The 14153-nt window shown below is 71.1% G+C and carries 18 protein-coding genes; 10 read left to right on the top strand and 8 right to left on the bottom strand.

Going from position 1 to position 14153, the window contains the following annotated elements; all coding sequences use genetic code 11:
* The first annotated feature begins 85 nt into the window (after nucleotides 1-85).
* Genes RM479_RS23295 through RM479_RS23285 form a run of 3 tightly spaced genes read left to right on the top strand, consistent with a single transcriptional unit; the run spans nucleotide 86 to nucleotide 3230 of the window.
* Nucleotides 86-1078 (top strand): Bug family tripartite tricarboxylate transporter substrate binding protein, encoded by a 993-nt coding sequence (locus RM479_RS23295; protein ID WP_311513878.1) that lies wholly within the window; start codon nucleotides 86-88, stop codon nucleotides 1076-1078.
* Complete coding sequence (locus RM479_RS23290) at nucleotides 1075-1671, top strand: tripartite tricarboxylate transporter TctB family protein (protein ID WP_311513877.1); 597 nt, start codon at nucleotides 1075-1077, stop codon at nucleotides 1669-1671. The genes RM479_RS23295 and RM479_RS23290 overlap by 4 nt, the downstream gene beginning before the upstream one ends.
* Nucleotides 1671-3230: a tripartite tricarboxylate transporter permease gene (locus RM479_RS23285; RefSeq protein WP_311513876.1), complete on the top strand. Its 1560-nt coding sequence runs from the start codon at nucleotides 1671-1673 to the stop codon at nucleotides 3228-3230. The genes RM479_RS23290 and RM479_RS23285 overlap by 1 nt, the downstream gene beginning before the upstream one ends.
* Before the next feature lie 153 nt (nucleotides 3231-3383).
* Here the strand turns inward: RM479_RS23285 and RM479_RS23280 are convergent, their stop codons facing one another.
* The 3 genes from RM479_RS23280 to RM479_RS23270 all read right to left on the bottom strand — a co-directional run bounded on the left by RM479_RS23280 (nucleotide 3384) and on the right by RM479_RS23270 (nucleotide 5254).
* Complete coding sequence (locus RM479_RS23280; RefSeq protein WP_311513875.1) at nucleotides 3384-4037, bottom strand: DUF4333 domain-containing protein; 654 nt, start codon at nucleotides 4035-4037, stop codon at nucleotides 3384-3386.
* A gap of 234 nt (nucleotides 4038-4271) precedes the next feature.
* On the bottom strand, nucleotides 4272-4445 hold the full coding sequence (locus RM479_RS23275) for a DUF397 domain-containing protein (protein WP_311513874.1): 174 nt from the start codon (nucleotides 4443-4445) through the stop codon (nucleotides 4272-4274).
* On the bottom strand, nucleotides 4442-5254 hold the full coding sequence (locus RM479_RS23270) for a helix-turn-helix domain-containing protein (RefSeq protein ID WP_311513873.1): 813 nt from the start codon (nucleotides 5252-5254) through the stop codon (nucleotides 4442-4444). Before RM479_RS23270 ends, RM479_RS23275 begins: the two co-directional genes overlap by 4 nt.
* A 511-nt stretch (nucleotides 5255-5765) precedes the next feature.
* Between RM479_RS23270 and RM479_RS23265 the strand changes: the two genes are divergently transcribed.
* Genes RM479_RS23265 through RM479_RS23255 form a run of 3 tightly spaced genes read left to right on the top strand, consistent with a single transcriptional unit; the run spans nucleotide 5766 to nucleotide 6694 of the window.
* A complete protein-coding gene (locus RM479_RS23265; protein ID WP_311513872.1) occupies nucleotides 5766-6113 on the top strand; it encodes a hypothetical protein in 348 nt (115 codons plus the stop codon).
* Entirely contained in the window at nucleotides 6114-6377 is a 264-nt protein-coding gene (locus RM479_RS23260; protein WP_311513871.1) for a hypothetical protein, read from the top strand.
* Complete coding sequence (locus RM479_RS23255) at nucleotides 6374-6694, top strand: hypothetical protein (protein ID WP_311513870.1); 321 nt, start codon at nucleotides 6374-6376, stop codon at nucleotides 6692-6694. Before RM479_RS23260 ends, RM479_RS23255 begins: the two co-directional genes overlap by 4 nt.
* Nucleotides 6695-6827: 133 nt before the next feature.
* On the opposite strand, the gene RM479_RS23250 is transcribed toward RM479_RS23255, so the two are convergent.
* Complete coding sequence (locus RM479_RS23250; protein WP_311513869.1) at nucleotides 6828-7703, bottom strand: aldo/keto reductase family oxidoreductase; 876 nt, start codon at nucleotides 7701-7703, stop codon at nucleotides 6828-6830.
* Nucleotides 7704-7834: 131 nt separating this feature from the next.
* Here RM479_RS23250 and RM479_RS23245 point away from each other — a divergent pair, with 131 nt between their 5' ends.
* Nucleotides 7835-8299, top strand: coding sequence for a winged helix-turn-helix transcriptional regulator (locus RM479_RS23245; protein ID WP_311513868.1), 465 nt, complete (start codon nucleotides 7835-7837; stop codon nucleotides 8297-8299).
* A gap of 9 nt (nucleotides 8300-8308) precedes the next feature.
* On the opposite strand, the gene RM479_RS23240 is transcribed toward RM479_RS23245, so the two are convergent.
* The 4 genes from RM479_RS23240 to RM479_RS23225 form a co-directional block, all read right to left on the bottom strand.
* The gene (locus RM479_RS23240) at nucleotides 8309-8470 is read right to left on the bottom strand and encodes a hypothetical protein (RefSeq protein ID WP_311513867.1); all 162 of its coding nucleotides are present in this window, start codon (nucleotides 8468-8470) and stop codon (nucleotides 8309-8311) included.
* 171 nt (nucleotides 8471-8641) lie between these two features.
* Nucleotides 8642-8941 carry a hypothetical protein gene (locus RM479_RS23235; protein ID WP_311513866.1) on the bottom strand — a complete coding sequence of 100 codons (300 nt, stop codon included), beginning with the start codon at nucleotides 8939-8941 and terminating at the stop codon, nucleotides 8642-8644.
* A gap of 4 nt (nucleotides 8942-8945) precedes the next feature.
* Nucleotides 8946-9248 carry an AbrB/MazE/SpoVT family DNA-binding domain-containing protein gene (locus RM479_RS23230; RefSeq protein WP_311513865.1) on the bottom strand — a complete coding sequence of 101 codons (303 nt, stop codon included), beginning with the start codon at nucleotides 9246-9248 and terminating at the stop codon, nucleotides 8946-8948.
* A gap of 240 nt (nucleotides 9249-9488) precedes the next feature.
* On the bottom strand, nucleotides 9489-10364 hold the full coding sequence (locus tag RM479_RS23225; RefSeq protein ID WP_311513864.1) for a phosphorothioated DNA-binding restriction endonuclease: 876 nt from the start codon (nucleotides 10362-10364) through the stop codon (nucleotides 9489-9491).
* A 78-nt stretch (nucleotides 10365-10442) separates the two neighbouring features.
* Here RM479_RS23225 and rarD point away from each other — a divergent pair, with 78 nt between their 5' ends.
* The 3 genes from rarD (at nucleotide 10443) to RM479_RS23210 (ending at nucleotide 13966) form a co-directional block, all read left to right on the top strand.
* Entirely contained in the window at nucleotides 10443-11387 is a 945-nt protein-coding gene (rarD, locus tag RM479_RS23220; RefSeq protein ID WP_311513863.1) for an EamA family transporter RarD, read from the top strand.
* 120 nt (nucleotides 11388-11507) lie between these two features.
* Nucleotides 11508-12386 carry a hypothetical protein gene (locus RM479_RS23215; protein ID WP_311513862.1) on the top strand — a complete coding sequence of 293 codons (879 nt, stop codon included), beginning with the start codon at nucleotides 11508-11510 and terminating at the stop codon, nucleotides 12384-12386.
* A 206-nt stretch (nucleotides 12387-12592) separates the two neighbouring features.
* On the top strand, nucleotides 12593-13966 hold the full coding sequence (locus RM479_RS23210; protein WP_311513861.1) for a hypothetical protein: 1374 nt from the start codon (nucleotides 12593-12595) through the stop codon (nucleotides 13964-13966).
* Nucleotides 13967-14153: the final 187 nt, after the last annotated feature.

Below are 14153 nucleotides of genomic sequence, written 5' to 3'. Positions count from 1 at the left end.
CGGGCGTGCGCCGGGTCACACTGTGACCCGGCTCTCCTCGTTCCCGCAAGGCGAGGGGGCGAGACGAGGTCGGAAGGAGACAGCGATGCGCGAACGCGGCGTGCCGCTCCGTGTCGCGGGTGGGCTCTGTGCCCTCCTGCTGGTGGGAACGGCACTGTTCGACGTGCGCCAGAGCGCGGCGTCGGGGACCGGGGAGCAGGAGAAGATCCTGCTCATCGCACCGGCGGCCCCCGGCGGCGGGTGGGACACCCTGGCCCGGGAGATGCAGAACGGGCTGCGCGAGGAGGACCTGCGCTTCAACGTCGAGGTGCGCAACGCCGAGGGTGCGGGCGGCACGATCGGGCTGGCCCAGATCGCCAACCGTGAGGGCCAGGACAACGTGCTGTCCATGACCGGGCTGGGCATGGTGGGCGCGGTGGAGACCACCGGGTCGCCGTACACGATGGACGACGTCACCCCGATCGCGCAGCTGGCCTCGGAGTACCTGGCCGTGGTCGTGCCCGCCGACTCCCCCCACGAGACCCTGGACGACCTCGCCGAGGACTGGACCGCGCAGGCGGAGACGTTGCCGGTGGCGGGCGGATCGATGGGCGGTGTGGACCAGATCTTCGCGGCCCGGGTCGCCCAGTCCATGGGGCTGGTCCCCGGGGAGATCAACTACCTGCCCTACTCGGGCGGCGGTGAGGTGCTGACCTCGCTGCTGTCGGGCACGTCGGCGGTCGGGTTCGGCACCCTGGGCGATTTCGCCGACCAGGCGGCCGACGGCGGCCCGCTGCGGGTCATCGCGGTGTCCTCCCCCGAACGGTTGGACGGGGTGGACGTGCCGACGATCGTCGAGCAGGGCTACGACGTGGAGATGTCGAACTGGCGCGGGGTCATCGCGCCGCCCGGATTGAGCGACGAGCAGGCCGACGAGCTGGTCGCGTTGGTGGAGGAGCTGAGGGGGAGCCCGTCATGGGCCGACACCCTGGAGCGCAACCGGTGGACGGACACCTACCAGGACCGCGCGGAGTTCACCGCGTTCCTGGAGGAGGAGGTCGCCCTCACGCAGGAGACCGTCGAGGAGCTGGGGCTGTGACCGTGAACGAGACCGAGAAGGGGGCTCCGGTGGTGACGGAGCCCGGGGAGACGACCGCGGAGACGGCGGAGGCCGCCGCCGCGCGGGCGGCGGCCGAGACGGCGACGCCCGATCCGGAGACGGCGCCGTGGAGCGGTCCCGCCCGATGGGCGGTACCCGCGCTGGCCGCGGCCGTCGGCCTGGTCATGCTGTGGGGCGCGTTCACCATCGAGGCACCGACCAACGCGACGAAACCCGGACCGGGTTTCGTCCCCGGGGTCATCGGTGCGCTGCTGCTGGTGGCGGCGGTGTCCCTGGTGGTGACCGGCCTGCGCGGGCGGACGACGGGGGTCTCCAACACCCTCGCGTGGTTCGAGACGCGGCCCGTCCTGATCGTGCTGGCCGGGCTGGTGGCGCACATCGTGCTGTTGGAGTTCCTGGGCTGGCTGTTGTCCGGGGCGCTGTTGTTCTGGGCGGTGGCCTTCGCGTTCGGGGCGCGCGCGTACGTGCGTGACGCCGTGGTGGCGCTGTCGGTGTCGGCGGCCGTCCAGGTGGGCTTCTCGCTCGGCCTCGGGCTGAGCCTGCCGGCCGGGATCCTGGGGTGGGGACTGTGATGGAGACTCTGGTCGGTCTCGGGGACGGGCTGGTCGCGGCCCTGACCCCGGGCAACCTGATGTGGGCGTTCCTGGGCGTGGTGCTGGGCACCGCGGTGGGGGTGCTGCCGGGTCTGGGCTCGGCGATGGCGGTGGCGCTGCTGCTGCCGGTGACGTTCCGGCTGGACCCGACGAGCGCGTTCATCCTGTTCGCGGGCGTGTACTACGGCGGGATGTTCGGTGGGGCGACGACGTCGATCCTGCTCAACACCCCGGGGCAGGCGTCGTCGATCGCGACGACCTACGAGGGCCACAAGATGGCGCTGGCGGGTCGGGCGGCGCAGGCACTCGGCACCGCGGTGATCGGTTCGTTCTTCGCGAGCATCGTCGGAACGCTGATCGTGGCGTTCTTCTCGCCGGTGATGGTGGCGTTCGCGCTGAACTTCGGGCCGGGCGAGTACTTCGCGCTGACCGTGTTCTCGTTCGTGGCGGTGGCCGCCGTGGTGTCGGGGTCGGTGCTGCGCGGTGTGACGTCGCTGCTCATCGGCCTGGCGATCGGCGTGGTCGGCATCGACGGACAGAGCGGTGCGCCACGGTTCGACTTCGGGTCGTCGGTGATGCTCGACGGGATCAACGTCGTCATCGTGACCGTGGGGCTGCTGGCCCTGGGCGAGGTGCTGTACGTGGTGGCGCGCGGGAAGTCCGCGCCGGACTTCGCGGCGATCCGCACCGGGCGGCCGTGGTTGAGCCGCCGGGAATGGAAGCGGTCCTGGGGTCCGTGGCTGCGCGGTACGGCGCTGGGCAGCACGTTCGGGCCGATCCCGGGCAGCGGTGCGGAGATCCCGACGTTCGTGTCGCTGGGCCTGGAGCGCAAGCTCGCCGCTCGGCGGGCGCGGCGCACGGGCGACCCGGCGGAGAACGAGTTCGGTCGAGGCGCCATCGAGGGCGTGGCCGGGCCGGAGGCGGCGAACAACTCCAGCGCGGCGGGCACGTTGGTGCCGCTGCTGGGGCTGGGGCTGCCGACGTCGGCGACGGCCGCGATCATGCTGGCGGCGTTCCAGCAGTACGGTCTCCAGCCGGGGCCGGTGCTGTTCGAGCGCAACGCGGAACTGGTGTGGACGCTGCTGGCGTCGCTGCTGATCGGCAGTGTGCTGCTGCTGGTGATCAACCTGCCGTTCGCGCCTCTGTGGGCGAAGCTGCTGAAGCTGCCCAAGCCCTACCTGTACGGGGGCATCGCGTTGTTCTCGGTGCTGGCGGTGTACGCGATCAACGCCTCGGTGGCGCACCTGGTGATTCTGCTGGCGGTGGCACTGCTGGGGCTGGTGATGCGGTCGTTCGGGGTTCCGGTGGCGCCGGCGCTGATCGGCGTGGTGCTGGGACCGATCGCCGAGACGGAGTTCCGGCGGGCGCTGGCGGCGTCCTCGGGGGATCCGGCGATCCTCGTGGGCAGCGGGATCTCGATCGGCCTGTACGCCCTGGTGGTGGTGGCCGCCCTCGTCCCGGTGATCGCGGGTCTTCGCCGCCGCGCGGCGGCGAAGACCGCGCAGACGGACGGCACGGAGCGCGAGCCCGTGTCCTGACGGACCATGGCCGACCCCTTACTCCCGGGGGTCGGCCTTCACGGTCGACCCTCTACTCCCGGGGGTCGACCCCACGGCCCCCGGCCCGTCCGCCGGGGGCCGTTCCCATGCGGGGGTGGGGCGAAGACGCGTCGCTGGGGGAAGCGTCCGGACTTACAAGGGCTCGTCGTCGACCTTGATGTCCCACTGGACATTGTCGCCGTCGACCGAGGTCACCGTGATGGTCGCACCGTAGATCGTGTTGTCGGCGTGGAAGTTGCAGCGGATCTCGTTGCCCACCTCCGCGCGCAGACCCTGGGAACAGGCGAAGTTCTCAAGGGTGTGTCCGGCCGCCTCCAGCGCGGCGGTCGACCGCTGGACGACCTGATCGGCGGGAACGATGCCGTCGCTGGCGGTGCCGCTGTTGCCGCCCTGAGCCGCGGAGTCGTCCCCGGCGGCGGTGTCATCGGTGGGGGTGTCATCGGCGGCGCCGGTGTCGGCCGGTGCGTCGTCGACCTTGATGTCCCACTGGACGTCGTTACCGTCGACCGAGGTCACCGTGACGGTCACGCCGAGGGTGTCGCCGCCGCTGGTGAGCTCGCAGCGGATCTCGGCACCCACCTCGGCGGGGAGGTCGTCGGCGCAGGTGAAGTCGTCGGGGGTCTGGCCGACCTGCTCGGCGAGGATCGCGCTCGACCGTTCGGCGACCTGCTCGGCGTCCACGGAGCCGGGGCCGCCGATGCTGAACGAGCAGCCGGTGGCGAGGAAGAGGGGGAGGGCTCCCAGAACGGCTCCGGTGATGATTCGGTCGGTTCTGATCTGCCGCATCGCGGACTCCTTGAGTGTGCGGGGAACGTGCCTCCGAACAGACTCCGGAACGCGGTTCGAGGTTCCACGCATACGCGGTCCTCTATGGATCTGTAGCCTCATCAGCCGATTTATGTCGTTTCCGTCACCGCACACGCACGGCTTGTCAACGCTGTTGGCTTTCCGGCGCCATCCGGACACCCGAACACGAAGCCGCCCCGCCGCACTTTCCGCGGCGGGACGGCTTCCCGGTGATCACTTCGAGTCGAGCGCGCCGAGGAGGGCGGTCCACTCGGAGGCGGTGAACCCGAGGTGCCCGAGTTCGCGGTTCCGTGTGTCGCGCACAGCGATGATCAGGCCTTCTGAGACCTCAACACAGTCGCCCTGGGCTCCGCTGTAGCTGGACGTGTGCCAGGTGCGCTCGTTCACCGTAGTTCTCCTAGGGCTTCTGATATGAGGGCGTGGGACGCCGCAGGGGGCAGCGCCCAGATCTGTAGGTCTCCGAACACGGCTTGCAGCCTTGTCACAGCTCGGTCGTCGCTGAGCAGTTCACTGCCCGAGGCGTGTTCCACCTCGACCAAGGGCGTGTTCTGGAGGGAGGTCAGCACGCGGAACGGCCCGGAGTGTCCGCCATGATACGGAGCATCCGCTGGTAGGACCAAGATTCGCATATCCCTGGAGGCGGAGAGCTCCAGCAGGTGCCGCAACTGCTCTCGCATCACGTCGACCGCTCCGACCCGGGCCCGGATGACGGGCTCGGCGATGATGGCGAGCAGCCGCGGGTTGTGCATCGTCCGGAGCATCTCCAGGCGGCGAGTGCGCAACTCCACCAGTTTCTCCACCTCCTCATCCGTGTCGTGAGGACGCCCATCCCGGAAGATGCATCGGGCGTACCCCTCTGTCTGGAGGAGCCCCGGAATGATTAAGGGACTCCATATCTTGATGTCGGATGCCTGCTCCTCGGTCTTGACCACCTTGCGGTGCCAGTCCGGGTCGCTCTCGGTCTTCTTCGCGTCCTCCCACCGCCGAAGGAGATCTCCGTTGCCGCCCAAGATCCCTTCGGCTTCGACCAGGAACGGCCGCTTCGGGGCTCGATAGGCGCGCTCGTATTTACTGATGGTGGACGCGCCGTATCCAGTTGCCGTCGCCAAGCTGTCGAGCGTGAGCCCGCGCTGTTCGCGCATCCTGCGCAGTTCGCGGCCGAAGTTGACCCATGCGGGCATGATTTTTTCAGTCATGAGTCAATCTTTACAAGACAGTTCTACATCTGTGTACAGAACCCCTCAGATTTCAATCGACATTCAGAAAATCGTTGAGTCGCCGCAGGCCACCCGAGACCATATACCTGCGCCGAGTTGGACAGCCCAAGGAATGAACAAACGTGCCAACTTGGGTGAGTTTCGCAAAACACCCATAAGTGAAAAGCCCCGGCGGCCGTTGGTTTCGACCCCGGGGCGCGCACCCCTACCTGAACAGATATTCATCGAGGTGAGACGGATGCAGTGTATCGCCGGGAAGCACGCCCCTCCGGGGGCGGATGCGGACACGTCAACGGTGCTGAGGGGGAGGGCGGGGGTACGCCACCTGCGGCCGACCGAACTGGCGACCGTGCGGCGGCTCGCGGCGCGCACGGGCGCGGCGGCCTTCGGTCTCAACCACGCGGGAGGGGGTGGCGACCTGCTGTCCCCGGAGTTCTCGCCCGCGCGACCCGTGCCCCGAACCTCGCCGGGAGGGCGAGGCTCCGGGTGTGTGATCCCCCTCCGGGCCGACCTCGCGGACTGGACCCGGCCCCTCGTCGGCGGTGAACTCCTGCGCTTGCTCCCGGGGCGCGGCCTCCACCACCGACCCGAGCCCGGCATCCGCCTGACCCTGGCGGGCTACACCCACCCGACCACGGTCAACGCTCCGGCCGATGGCGAACGATCGTTCGCCATCGCCACGGCTCCTCCTGCCCCTGCCCACGACCGGCGGCCCGGGCGGCGGCCCCGGATCCGGCGCTGCGCCTCGCGTGTGCGCGCCTACGTCTCCCACCCGGCCGGGGACCTGGCACCACTCGCCCTCGCGATCCGCACCTACCTCGCCCAGGGGGTGAGGTAGGTGCTCGTCGGCGACATCAGCATCACGGACCTGTTCGACGCCATCGGCGACGCCCTGACCCTTCCCCCGGCCGCCACCCCGGACGGCGAAGCCACCCGAAGCGCCCTGCTCGGGCACCGCATCGCCGCGGTGTGCGCGGCGGTCGAGCACGTCCGCACCACCGGTGACCCGGTCGAGGCCCTCGACCTCCTCGACGCCGCTGTGGAGGCCCACCCGGTCGCCTACACCTGCCGGCCGCACCCCCGAGCCGGGGGTGCGGGGTGATCCCCCCGCTGTGCGGCCAGGCCGCACTCAACCGCAACGGCTCCCGGCGCACCTGCGTTCTCGACGCCGACCACCCGGACGACCACGAGGACCTCAACGGCTGGACCTGGCAACCCCCGGCAACCGTCCTGGAACGCCTGCGCACCGTTTGGGGCAGCACCCATCGCATCGCCTGGACCGGCTCGCTCTGGGTCGCGGTCCACCGCGACCCGGCCGCGCCGTGGCGCACCCACGTCGAGCCCACCCCGGACCAGTTGGAGTCCCGCCTGCGTCAGCACGACACCGTCCGGCCCGCCGAACCCCGCCCTCACCCGTGACCCGCATCCAGCGGGGTGGGGTCCGCCGCCGGTGGACTCCACCCCGCTGGTTCGGCCGTCCTTCTCGCGTATCCCGGCACCCACATGCCACAGTCGCCCCCGCGCACACGGGGACGGACCCCCGCGGGTGACGTCACCCGCGGCCGATCCCCTCCAACGCGGCGAGGTCCTCGTCGGACAGCGGGAGCCCGGCCCCGACGACGTTCTCGCGCAGGTGCGCGACCGATGAGGTTCCTGGGATCAGCAGGATGTTCGGGGACCTGTGCAGCAGCCACGCCAGAGCGACCGACATGGGCGCCGCGCCCAGTCGGGCGGCGACGGCGGAGAGCACCGACGACTGCAACGGGCTGAACCCGCCGAGCGGGAAGAACGGCACGTAGGCGACACCTTCGGCGGCGAGCCGGTCGATCAGTTCGTCGTCGCCTCGGTGGGCGAGGTTGTACATGTTCTGCACGCACACGATCGGCGCGATGCCCTGGGCTTCGGTGACCTGCTCGGCGGTCGCGTTGCTCACGCCGAGGTGGCGGACGACGCCCTGCTTCTGGAGGTCGACCAGCGTCTCGAACGCCTCGGCGATCGACCCCGCCTGCGGCCCCTGGGCGTCGCCGAGGCGGAGGTTCACCAGGTCCAGCGTCTCGCGCCCGAGGGACTCCAGGTTCTCCTCGACCTGGTGACGCAGTTGCTCGGGACGGCGCGCCGTGGGCCACCCGCCCTGCGCGTCCCGCCGCGCACCGACCTTCGTCACCACGTGCAGGCCCTCCGGGTAGGGGTGCAGCGCTTCGCGGATCAGCCGGTTGGTGATGTGCGGCCCGTAGGCGTCGCTGGTGTCGATGTGGGTGATCCCGAGATCGACGGCCTCGCGCAGGACGGCGATGGCTCCGTCGTGGTCGGCGGGCGGCCCCATGACCCATGGGCCCGCGAGCTGCATCGCGCCGTAGCCGAAGCGAGTGACGGTCAGATCGCCCATGGTCCAGGTGCCGCCGGGAAGCGGAGGAGGGTACGCGCTCATGCCCCTGTCTTTCGTGTCGGTTCGGGTAGTGGTTCCTGATGGAGCCCTTCTTCATAATGGAGATGCAACTTCCTGACAGGAAGTAGGCACTTCAGAGTGCCCTGGTGACCCTCAGGTGACAGGAGCAGGCGATGGGAACGACGACCGCGGCCCAGAAGAAGGCCCAGGCGAAGATCGAGTACGACGCGTTCCTGGACGTGTGCCCCAGCAGGAAGCTGCTCGACCGGATCTCCGACAAATGGGTCACCCTGATCCTGTGCGCGCTCGGCGGCGGGGAGGCCGGGCACGCCGGTGACCGCGCCGGTGACCGGACCGGTGACCACACCGGTGAGCCGCAGGCGATGCGCTTCTCGGAACTGGCCCGGACACTCGCGGGCGTCAGCCAGAAGATGCTCACCCAGACGCTGCGTTCGCTGGAGCGCGACGGCCTCGTCACCCGCACCGCGACCGCCACCGTGCCCGTCACCGTCTCCTACGAGCTCACCGAACTCGGCCTGTCGCTGTACCACCAGGTGTGCGGCCTCAAGAGCTGGGCCGAGACGCACATGGGCGAAGTCCTCGACAACCGCGCCGCCCACGACGCCCCCACCGCCTAGCGGCCACTATCACGGCGCGCTCGCTCCGGGGCGGCCCCCGGCGGGGTCGGAGGTGGTCGAAGAAGCGGTGCCACCAGGTGGGTGGATGCTCGCGTCCTGGACGTACCGGTCGACGTCGCAGGTGCGGCCGAACCGCTCCCCCAGCCGGGCGGCGAGCCGTTCGAACCGCACCCGGGTGGCGTAGGCGTCGTGGTCCCGGGGGAACTCCAGGTGCTCGGGGTCGTCGAGTCCACCAGCAGATCCCGGGTGCTCTGTTCATCGGGGGCGTGCGCGCCGTTTTCCCCGAGGTCCCGCCTTCCCCGAGGGGGCCCGTGCGGGGCGCTCTCGGGGAAGGCGGCCGGTTCAGGGCGGGCCGGGGTCGAAGATCGCGTGAGTGCCCACCCGGCGCCAGATCACATGTGCCTTGCCGGGAAGACGTTCCTCCCCGTACTCCCAGGTGGCGCGCCCGTCCGGCGCCCAGGTCATCTCGTAGACCCCTGGAGCGCCCTGGACGCCCTTCACCCGGAGGCCGGGGCGGAAACGACCCGCCTCGGCATCCGGCGCGAACTCCTCGCTGACGACCTTGCGGAACCGGGCCGCCTGCTCCCGGGTCAGCTTCTTGAAGTCGGCCCGGAAGCGGGGGGTGACGGCGAACGTGGCCACGTGTTCACTGCTCCTGTTCCAGAGCGTCGAACATCGATTCCGCGTCGTCGAACTCTTCGGTGCGGCCCTCGGCGATCTGCCCGCTGGCCTCCCGCTCACCGTGCTGCCACTCCGGGTCCCAGAACCATGCCTGGTCCGTGGGAATCACCGTCATGCCGCGCAGCGTGACCTGCCCGTCCTCGGCGATGGCGAACTCGACCTCATCGCCTTCCCGAATGTGCAGCGCCTCCGTGACCTCACGCGGCAAGGTGAGTTGGTTCTTACGACGCATCACCGCACGTCGACGCTGCTCCTTCGTCTCGCTCACTGGCTGCTCCTTGGGTGGGGACCACTTCCAGGTTAGGCGCTCGATGCAGCAGGGAGAAGGATTTTTCGGAAAGTCGGAAAATTGGATCCTCTGACAAGAGGACCACTCGGTGGGCGGGTGTCGGGAGGAGCGTCCATATCCGGGGACCCTCACGCCCTCCCCGACGGACAGGACACCGGGGCCGAGGAACGACAGGGCATCCTCGTGGACATCGGCGGGGACATCGGCCGGGAGTGGGCGTCAAGCGGCCAGGCCGGGGTCCTTGAAGACCTCACGTCGGTGCCAGTCGACGTGCCCGGCGGCGACCGGTGGGGCGGTGGCGGGCAGGAGCAGGTCGCGGCCCGCGAGGTCGGTGACGATCCGCTCGGCCTCGGCGGAACGGGCCTCGAAGCGCGGGGAGACGTCCAGGGTCAGCTCCCCGGTGAGACCGAGGACGCCGCGGTCGAAGAGCAGGTGGTGGTTGGAGCACAGGGCGAGGCCGTTGTCGACCTCGTCGGGCCCGGCGTGCGACCACCAGCGGACATGGGCGGCCTCCAGTCCGACGGGAACGCCGCCGAGCCGTCCCTCGTAGCCGCAGAACGCGCACCGGTGACCGTAGGCGTCCAGCACGGCCTCGCGGAAGCGGGGATCGCGGTCGTGCGCCGCGACCCGGCGGCCGTCGGTGAGGGCGAGGCCCGCCAGGGCGAGGATCTCCTCGTGCAGGGAGGACGGGAAGTTCGCGTCCAGCAGGGCTCGGGCGATACGGGTGCGCAGACCCGGGTCGTCGGACAGGGCGCGGGAGAACTCGGGGGTGAGGTTCCCACGGGCGCCGGAGCCGCGCAGTCGGCCCGCGTTGTCCCCGGGATCGCCGCCGTCGTCGGTGGTGAGCAGCCACAGCCCGTCGTCGTTGGCCAGACGGCGGAAGGGGTAGGCGGGGGTGGTACCGCTCCTGGTCGGCGGAGCGAACTCGTCCAGCAGCAGTCGGAGGTGCTCCTCGGCCGCGCTGTAGAGGATGGGGGCGTCGCCGTGACGCTGGTGGTGGCCCAGCGCGTAGAGCAGGAGGAGGGGCTTGTGCGGGGCCCGTTTGCCGTCCTTCCGCCACTGCCTGATCCGACCCACACGCTCTTCCCAGTCCATGAGGCACGACCCTAGCGTCGGAGTGCGACGGCCGGAATACGGGCGACAGGTCGGACAATTCGTCCTACCATTGCATTCGTGCCGGATTCCAATCGCGGCGTCGCCCTCGGGGCGACCGCCTTCCTCCTGTGGGGCGTCGCGGCCCTGTACTGGCCCTTCCTCTCCGCCGCCGAACCCACCGAGATCCTGGCCCACCGCATGGTGTGGTCCCTGCTGGCGATGTGCGTCTTCCTGTTCCTCGCCCGCCGCGGCTGGAAGTGGCTGCCCGGCGTGATCCGCAGCCCTCGTCGGCTGTTGCCGGTGGCCGCCGCCGCGGTGCTCATCGCCGTCAACTGGTGGGGGTTCATCTACTCGGTCTCCACCGCGCAGACCCTCCAGGCGTCCCTGGCGTACTTCATCAACCCCTTGATGTCGGTCTGCCTGGGCGTCGTGCTGTTCTCCGAGCGCCTGCGCACGGCGCAGTGGATCGCGGTGGCGCTGGGCGTGATCGCGGTCGTGGTGATGACGGTCGGCTACGGCGCCGCCCCGTGGCTGGCCCTGCTCATGGGCTCGTCGTTCGCCGCCTACGGCGCGGTGAAGAAGTACGTGGACCTGGACGGGATGCAGAGCCTCACCGTGGAGACCCTGGTGATGTTTCTGCCCGCCCTGGGATACGTGCTGTTCCTGGAGTTCTCCGGTGTCGGAACGGCGGTGTCGGTATCCCCCGCGCACACGGCGCTGCTGGTCGGCGGCGGTTTCGTCACGGCGTTGCCGCTGCTGCTGTTCGGGCTCGCGGCGCGGCTGGTGCCCTTGAGCGTGATCGGGATGCTCCAGTACATCGCCCCGACCATGATGTTCTTCATCGGGTGGCTGATCCAGGGCGAGGAGATGCCGCTCGCCCGGTGGGCGGGGTTCGCGCTGGTGTGGCTGGCCCTGAGCGTGTTCGCCTTCGACCAGGTGCGCGGCGCCCGGGCGCGGTCGGTGCGGCGCCGGGAGGATCGGGAGTCGGCGCGGGAGCGACCGACCACCGAGCCCTGCGACTGACCTCGGATTTCCCCGCTTTCGGCGAACCGAAACTACAATCCGTGACGTTGTGCTAACGTCGAGTCGCGAGCCGGGTGCGTCCCGGTTCCCCTCGGTCCGCACGTCCCGGAGGGCACCCTCATGTCCCGCACCAACCGCACGGCACGCGCCCCGCGCGCGGCCACGGTGGTGCGCGCGCCCTTCCCGCTCCTGTTGCCTTTGTTCGTCGGGGCGACCCTGGCCGCCCTGTGGCTGATGGGGGCGGCTCCCGCGCAGGCCGAGACGGCCCCCGGGCCGCTCGGGTTGACCCAGGGCACCGTGCTGGACACCGACCTGCCCGACGGCCTCGACGGTCCGCCCTCCCTGGAGGGCGTCGCCGAGGTCACCGCGCCCGTCACCGACACCCTCGGCACCGTGCAACGGCGGTTGGAGCAGCGGGCCGAGAGCGCACCCACCGGCGTGCTGTCCGACCCCTCCGTCACCGAGGTGGGCGTGAGCGTGCGCGACGGCGCCAGGCGCGTGGTCGGGGAACTGGAGGTCGTCGACCGGGACCGCGCGGAGAACCTCGTGGCCCACGTCGCCTCGACCAAACCGCTCACCGCACCCACCGCCGCCCCCGCCGCCGCAGAGCGGTCGGCCACCGTCGAGACCGCACCCGTCGTCGAACGCGACGAGCGTCCCGACGAGGGGTCCGCGCGCGAGACCGACGCCGTGGACGTACCGGGGAGCGTGTTCGCGGTCCACCTCCCCTCCCACACGGGGCACCCCGTCGGCGCGGTCGCCGGCGCCGGAACCGTCGACACCGAGCGCCCCGCGCCCGCCGACCCGGATCACCCGACCGCGCCCAAGCCGACCACCGGCTCCTCGGCGCCCTCCGGTGCCGCCGCCCCCGGTGTCGCCGGCTACCTCACCGGTTCCCACATCGCCGCGCCCCCCGCCGACGTGCCGTTGTCGGCCGTCGACGCCGTGCACCCCGTGCCCGCCGGCGCCACCGACGACCTCACCGTCTCCCCCGACTAGGAACGGTCCTCGACGGACCGTTCCCAGCCCTCGTCCGGCTCTGGGAGCTGACCTGAGTCCCGTGCCCCGTACCGCCATCGCGGTCCCGCTCACGTGATTCATGTCAGCCGGTGGTCCACCGATACTCCGGCCTCCCGGTCGGCCGCGCCCAGGCGCGACCGCCCGGATCCACTCCGCAACCACAGAGTCCTTCGGAAGGAAACCCCATGACGCAGGCCAACCGCATCTCGGCCAGGACCGTTCTGCTCGCCGCCGGAACCGCGGGATTCGTCGCCCTCGGTACCGGGATCGCCGGTGCCGAGGCCCTCGCCTCGCCCGTCGCGGAGATCGCCCCCATCGTCGAGCGGACGCTCGTGGAGGGCGTCGCGCCGACCATGAACACCGCGTTCCCGGGGGGTGTGGGGCCGGTGGCCGGCTCGGCGCTCACCGAACTCCAGGAGACCTCTCACGACCCCGCCAAGCCCGCCCCCGACCTGTCCGCCGTCCTGCCCGCCGGTGAGCGGGACATCGTCACCCCGTTCGGCGACCTGACCCACCCCGGCGGCGCGCTGGGCGACGCCGTCGCCTCCACCCAGGACGCGACCGGTCTGGACGGGAACCCGCACGACACCGTCGGCCACGACCTGGGCGCGGCCGTGGAGAAGCGGGCGACCGGCGCGGGCACGGAGTTCGAGACCACCGCCCAGAGCGCCGGCGGCATGGTGGAGGACGCCGCCGCGGAGACCCTGCCGCACACGGTGATCGCGGTCCAGGAACTGCGCGACGAGGTGGGCGTCCCCTCGGTCTCGGAGCTGCCCCGGCCCGCCGAGATCGCCGGACAGTTGGACGCCTCCCGCCTGCCCGACCTCGGCGAGGGCGTCGACCTGTCCGACCCCACCGCGTTGACCAGTGAGAACGCCCTGGCCGTGACCGAGGTCCTCGACGTCGCCCCGACGCTGCCCACCGCCGCCGGAACCGTCCCGCAGAGCGCGGGCACGCCCGAGGTCCCGAACATGTGGGACTTCGCCCACGCCTTCGGCCTGGAGACCCCCAAGGCCATCCAGGACGTGGTCGAGTCCAACCCGGTCACCGACGACAACTACGTCAGCCTGGGAGAGGAGGAGGTCCTGGGCATGATCGGCAACCGCAACCTGGACGAGGACCTCACCGCCGTGTCCCTGCGGGAGCACCAGAGCGCGCCGGGGGCGGCCGACGTGCCCGGGTTGTCCGATCTCACCAACGCGCTGCTGACCGGGGCCTCCGACCTGGGCTCGGCCGACATGGTCGGCCTGGACGGCCCGCTCTCCGACGCCGAACTCCCGCAGGTCGGCACCGGGCTGCCCACCGTGGACGGGAAGCTGCCGCAGGTCGCCGACACCTCATCGCTGCCGAGCATCGCCGAGGGCCCCGACATGAGCACCGTCGAGGACCTGGTCGCCGGGCTGAGCCGCGGCCCCGGGCTGCTGGAGGACCTGGACACCAGCGACCTGGTCTCCATCGACGGCGGCACCGCCGAGGCCCCGGCGACCCCCGAGGGCATGGTCTCGCACCCGACCTTCATGGACCTGCCCGGTTCCGAGGCCCTGCCGCTGGTGAGCTAGGCACCGTTCGCCCCGGGCCCCCGGGCCCGCCCACACCGACCGGGGCGCCCTCACCGCGCCTGGGGGTGCCCCTCCCCGCACCACCCGATGGCGTCGCTCTCCGCGCCGAGCGACGCCATCGGCGTCTCCGGGACCGGATCCGCCTCCCCCGGAGACGTGGGCGGCGGCGCCCCCCGGGGGGGGGGGG

This window comes from Nocardiopsis lambiniae (assembly GCF_031845465.1).
Lineage (GTDB): Bacteria > Actinomycetota > Actinomycetes > Streptosporangiales > Streptosporangiaceae > Nocardiopsis > Nocardiopsis lambiniae.
This window is presented reverse-complemented; position numbering and strand designations above follow the sequence as displayed.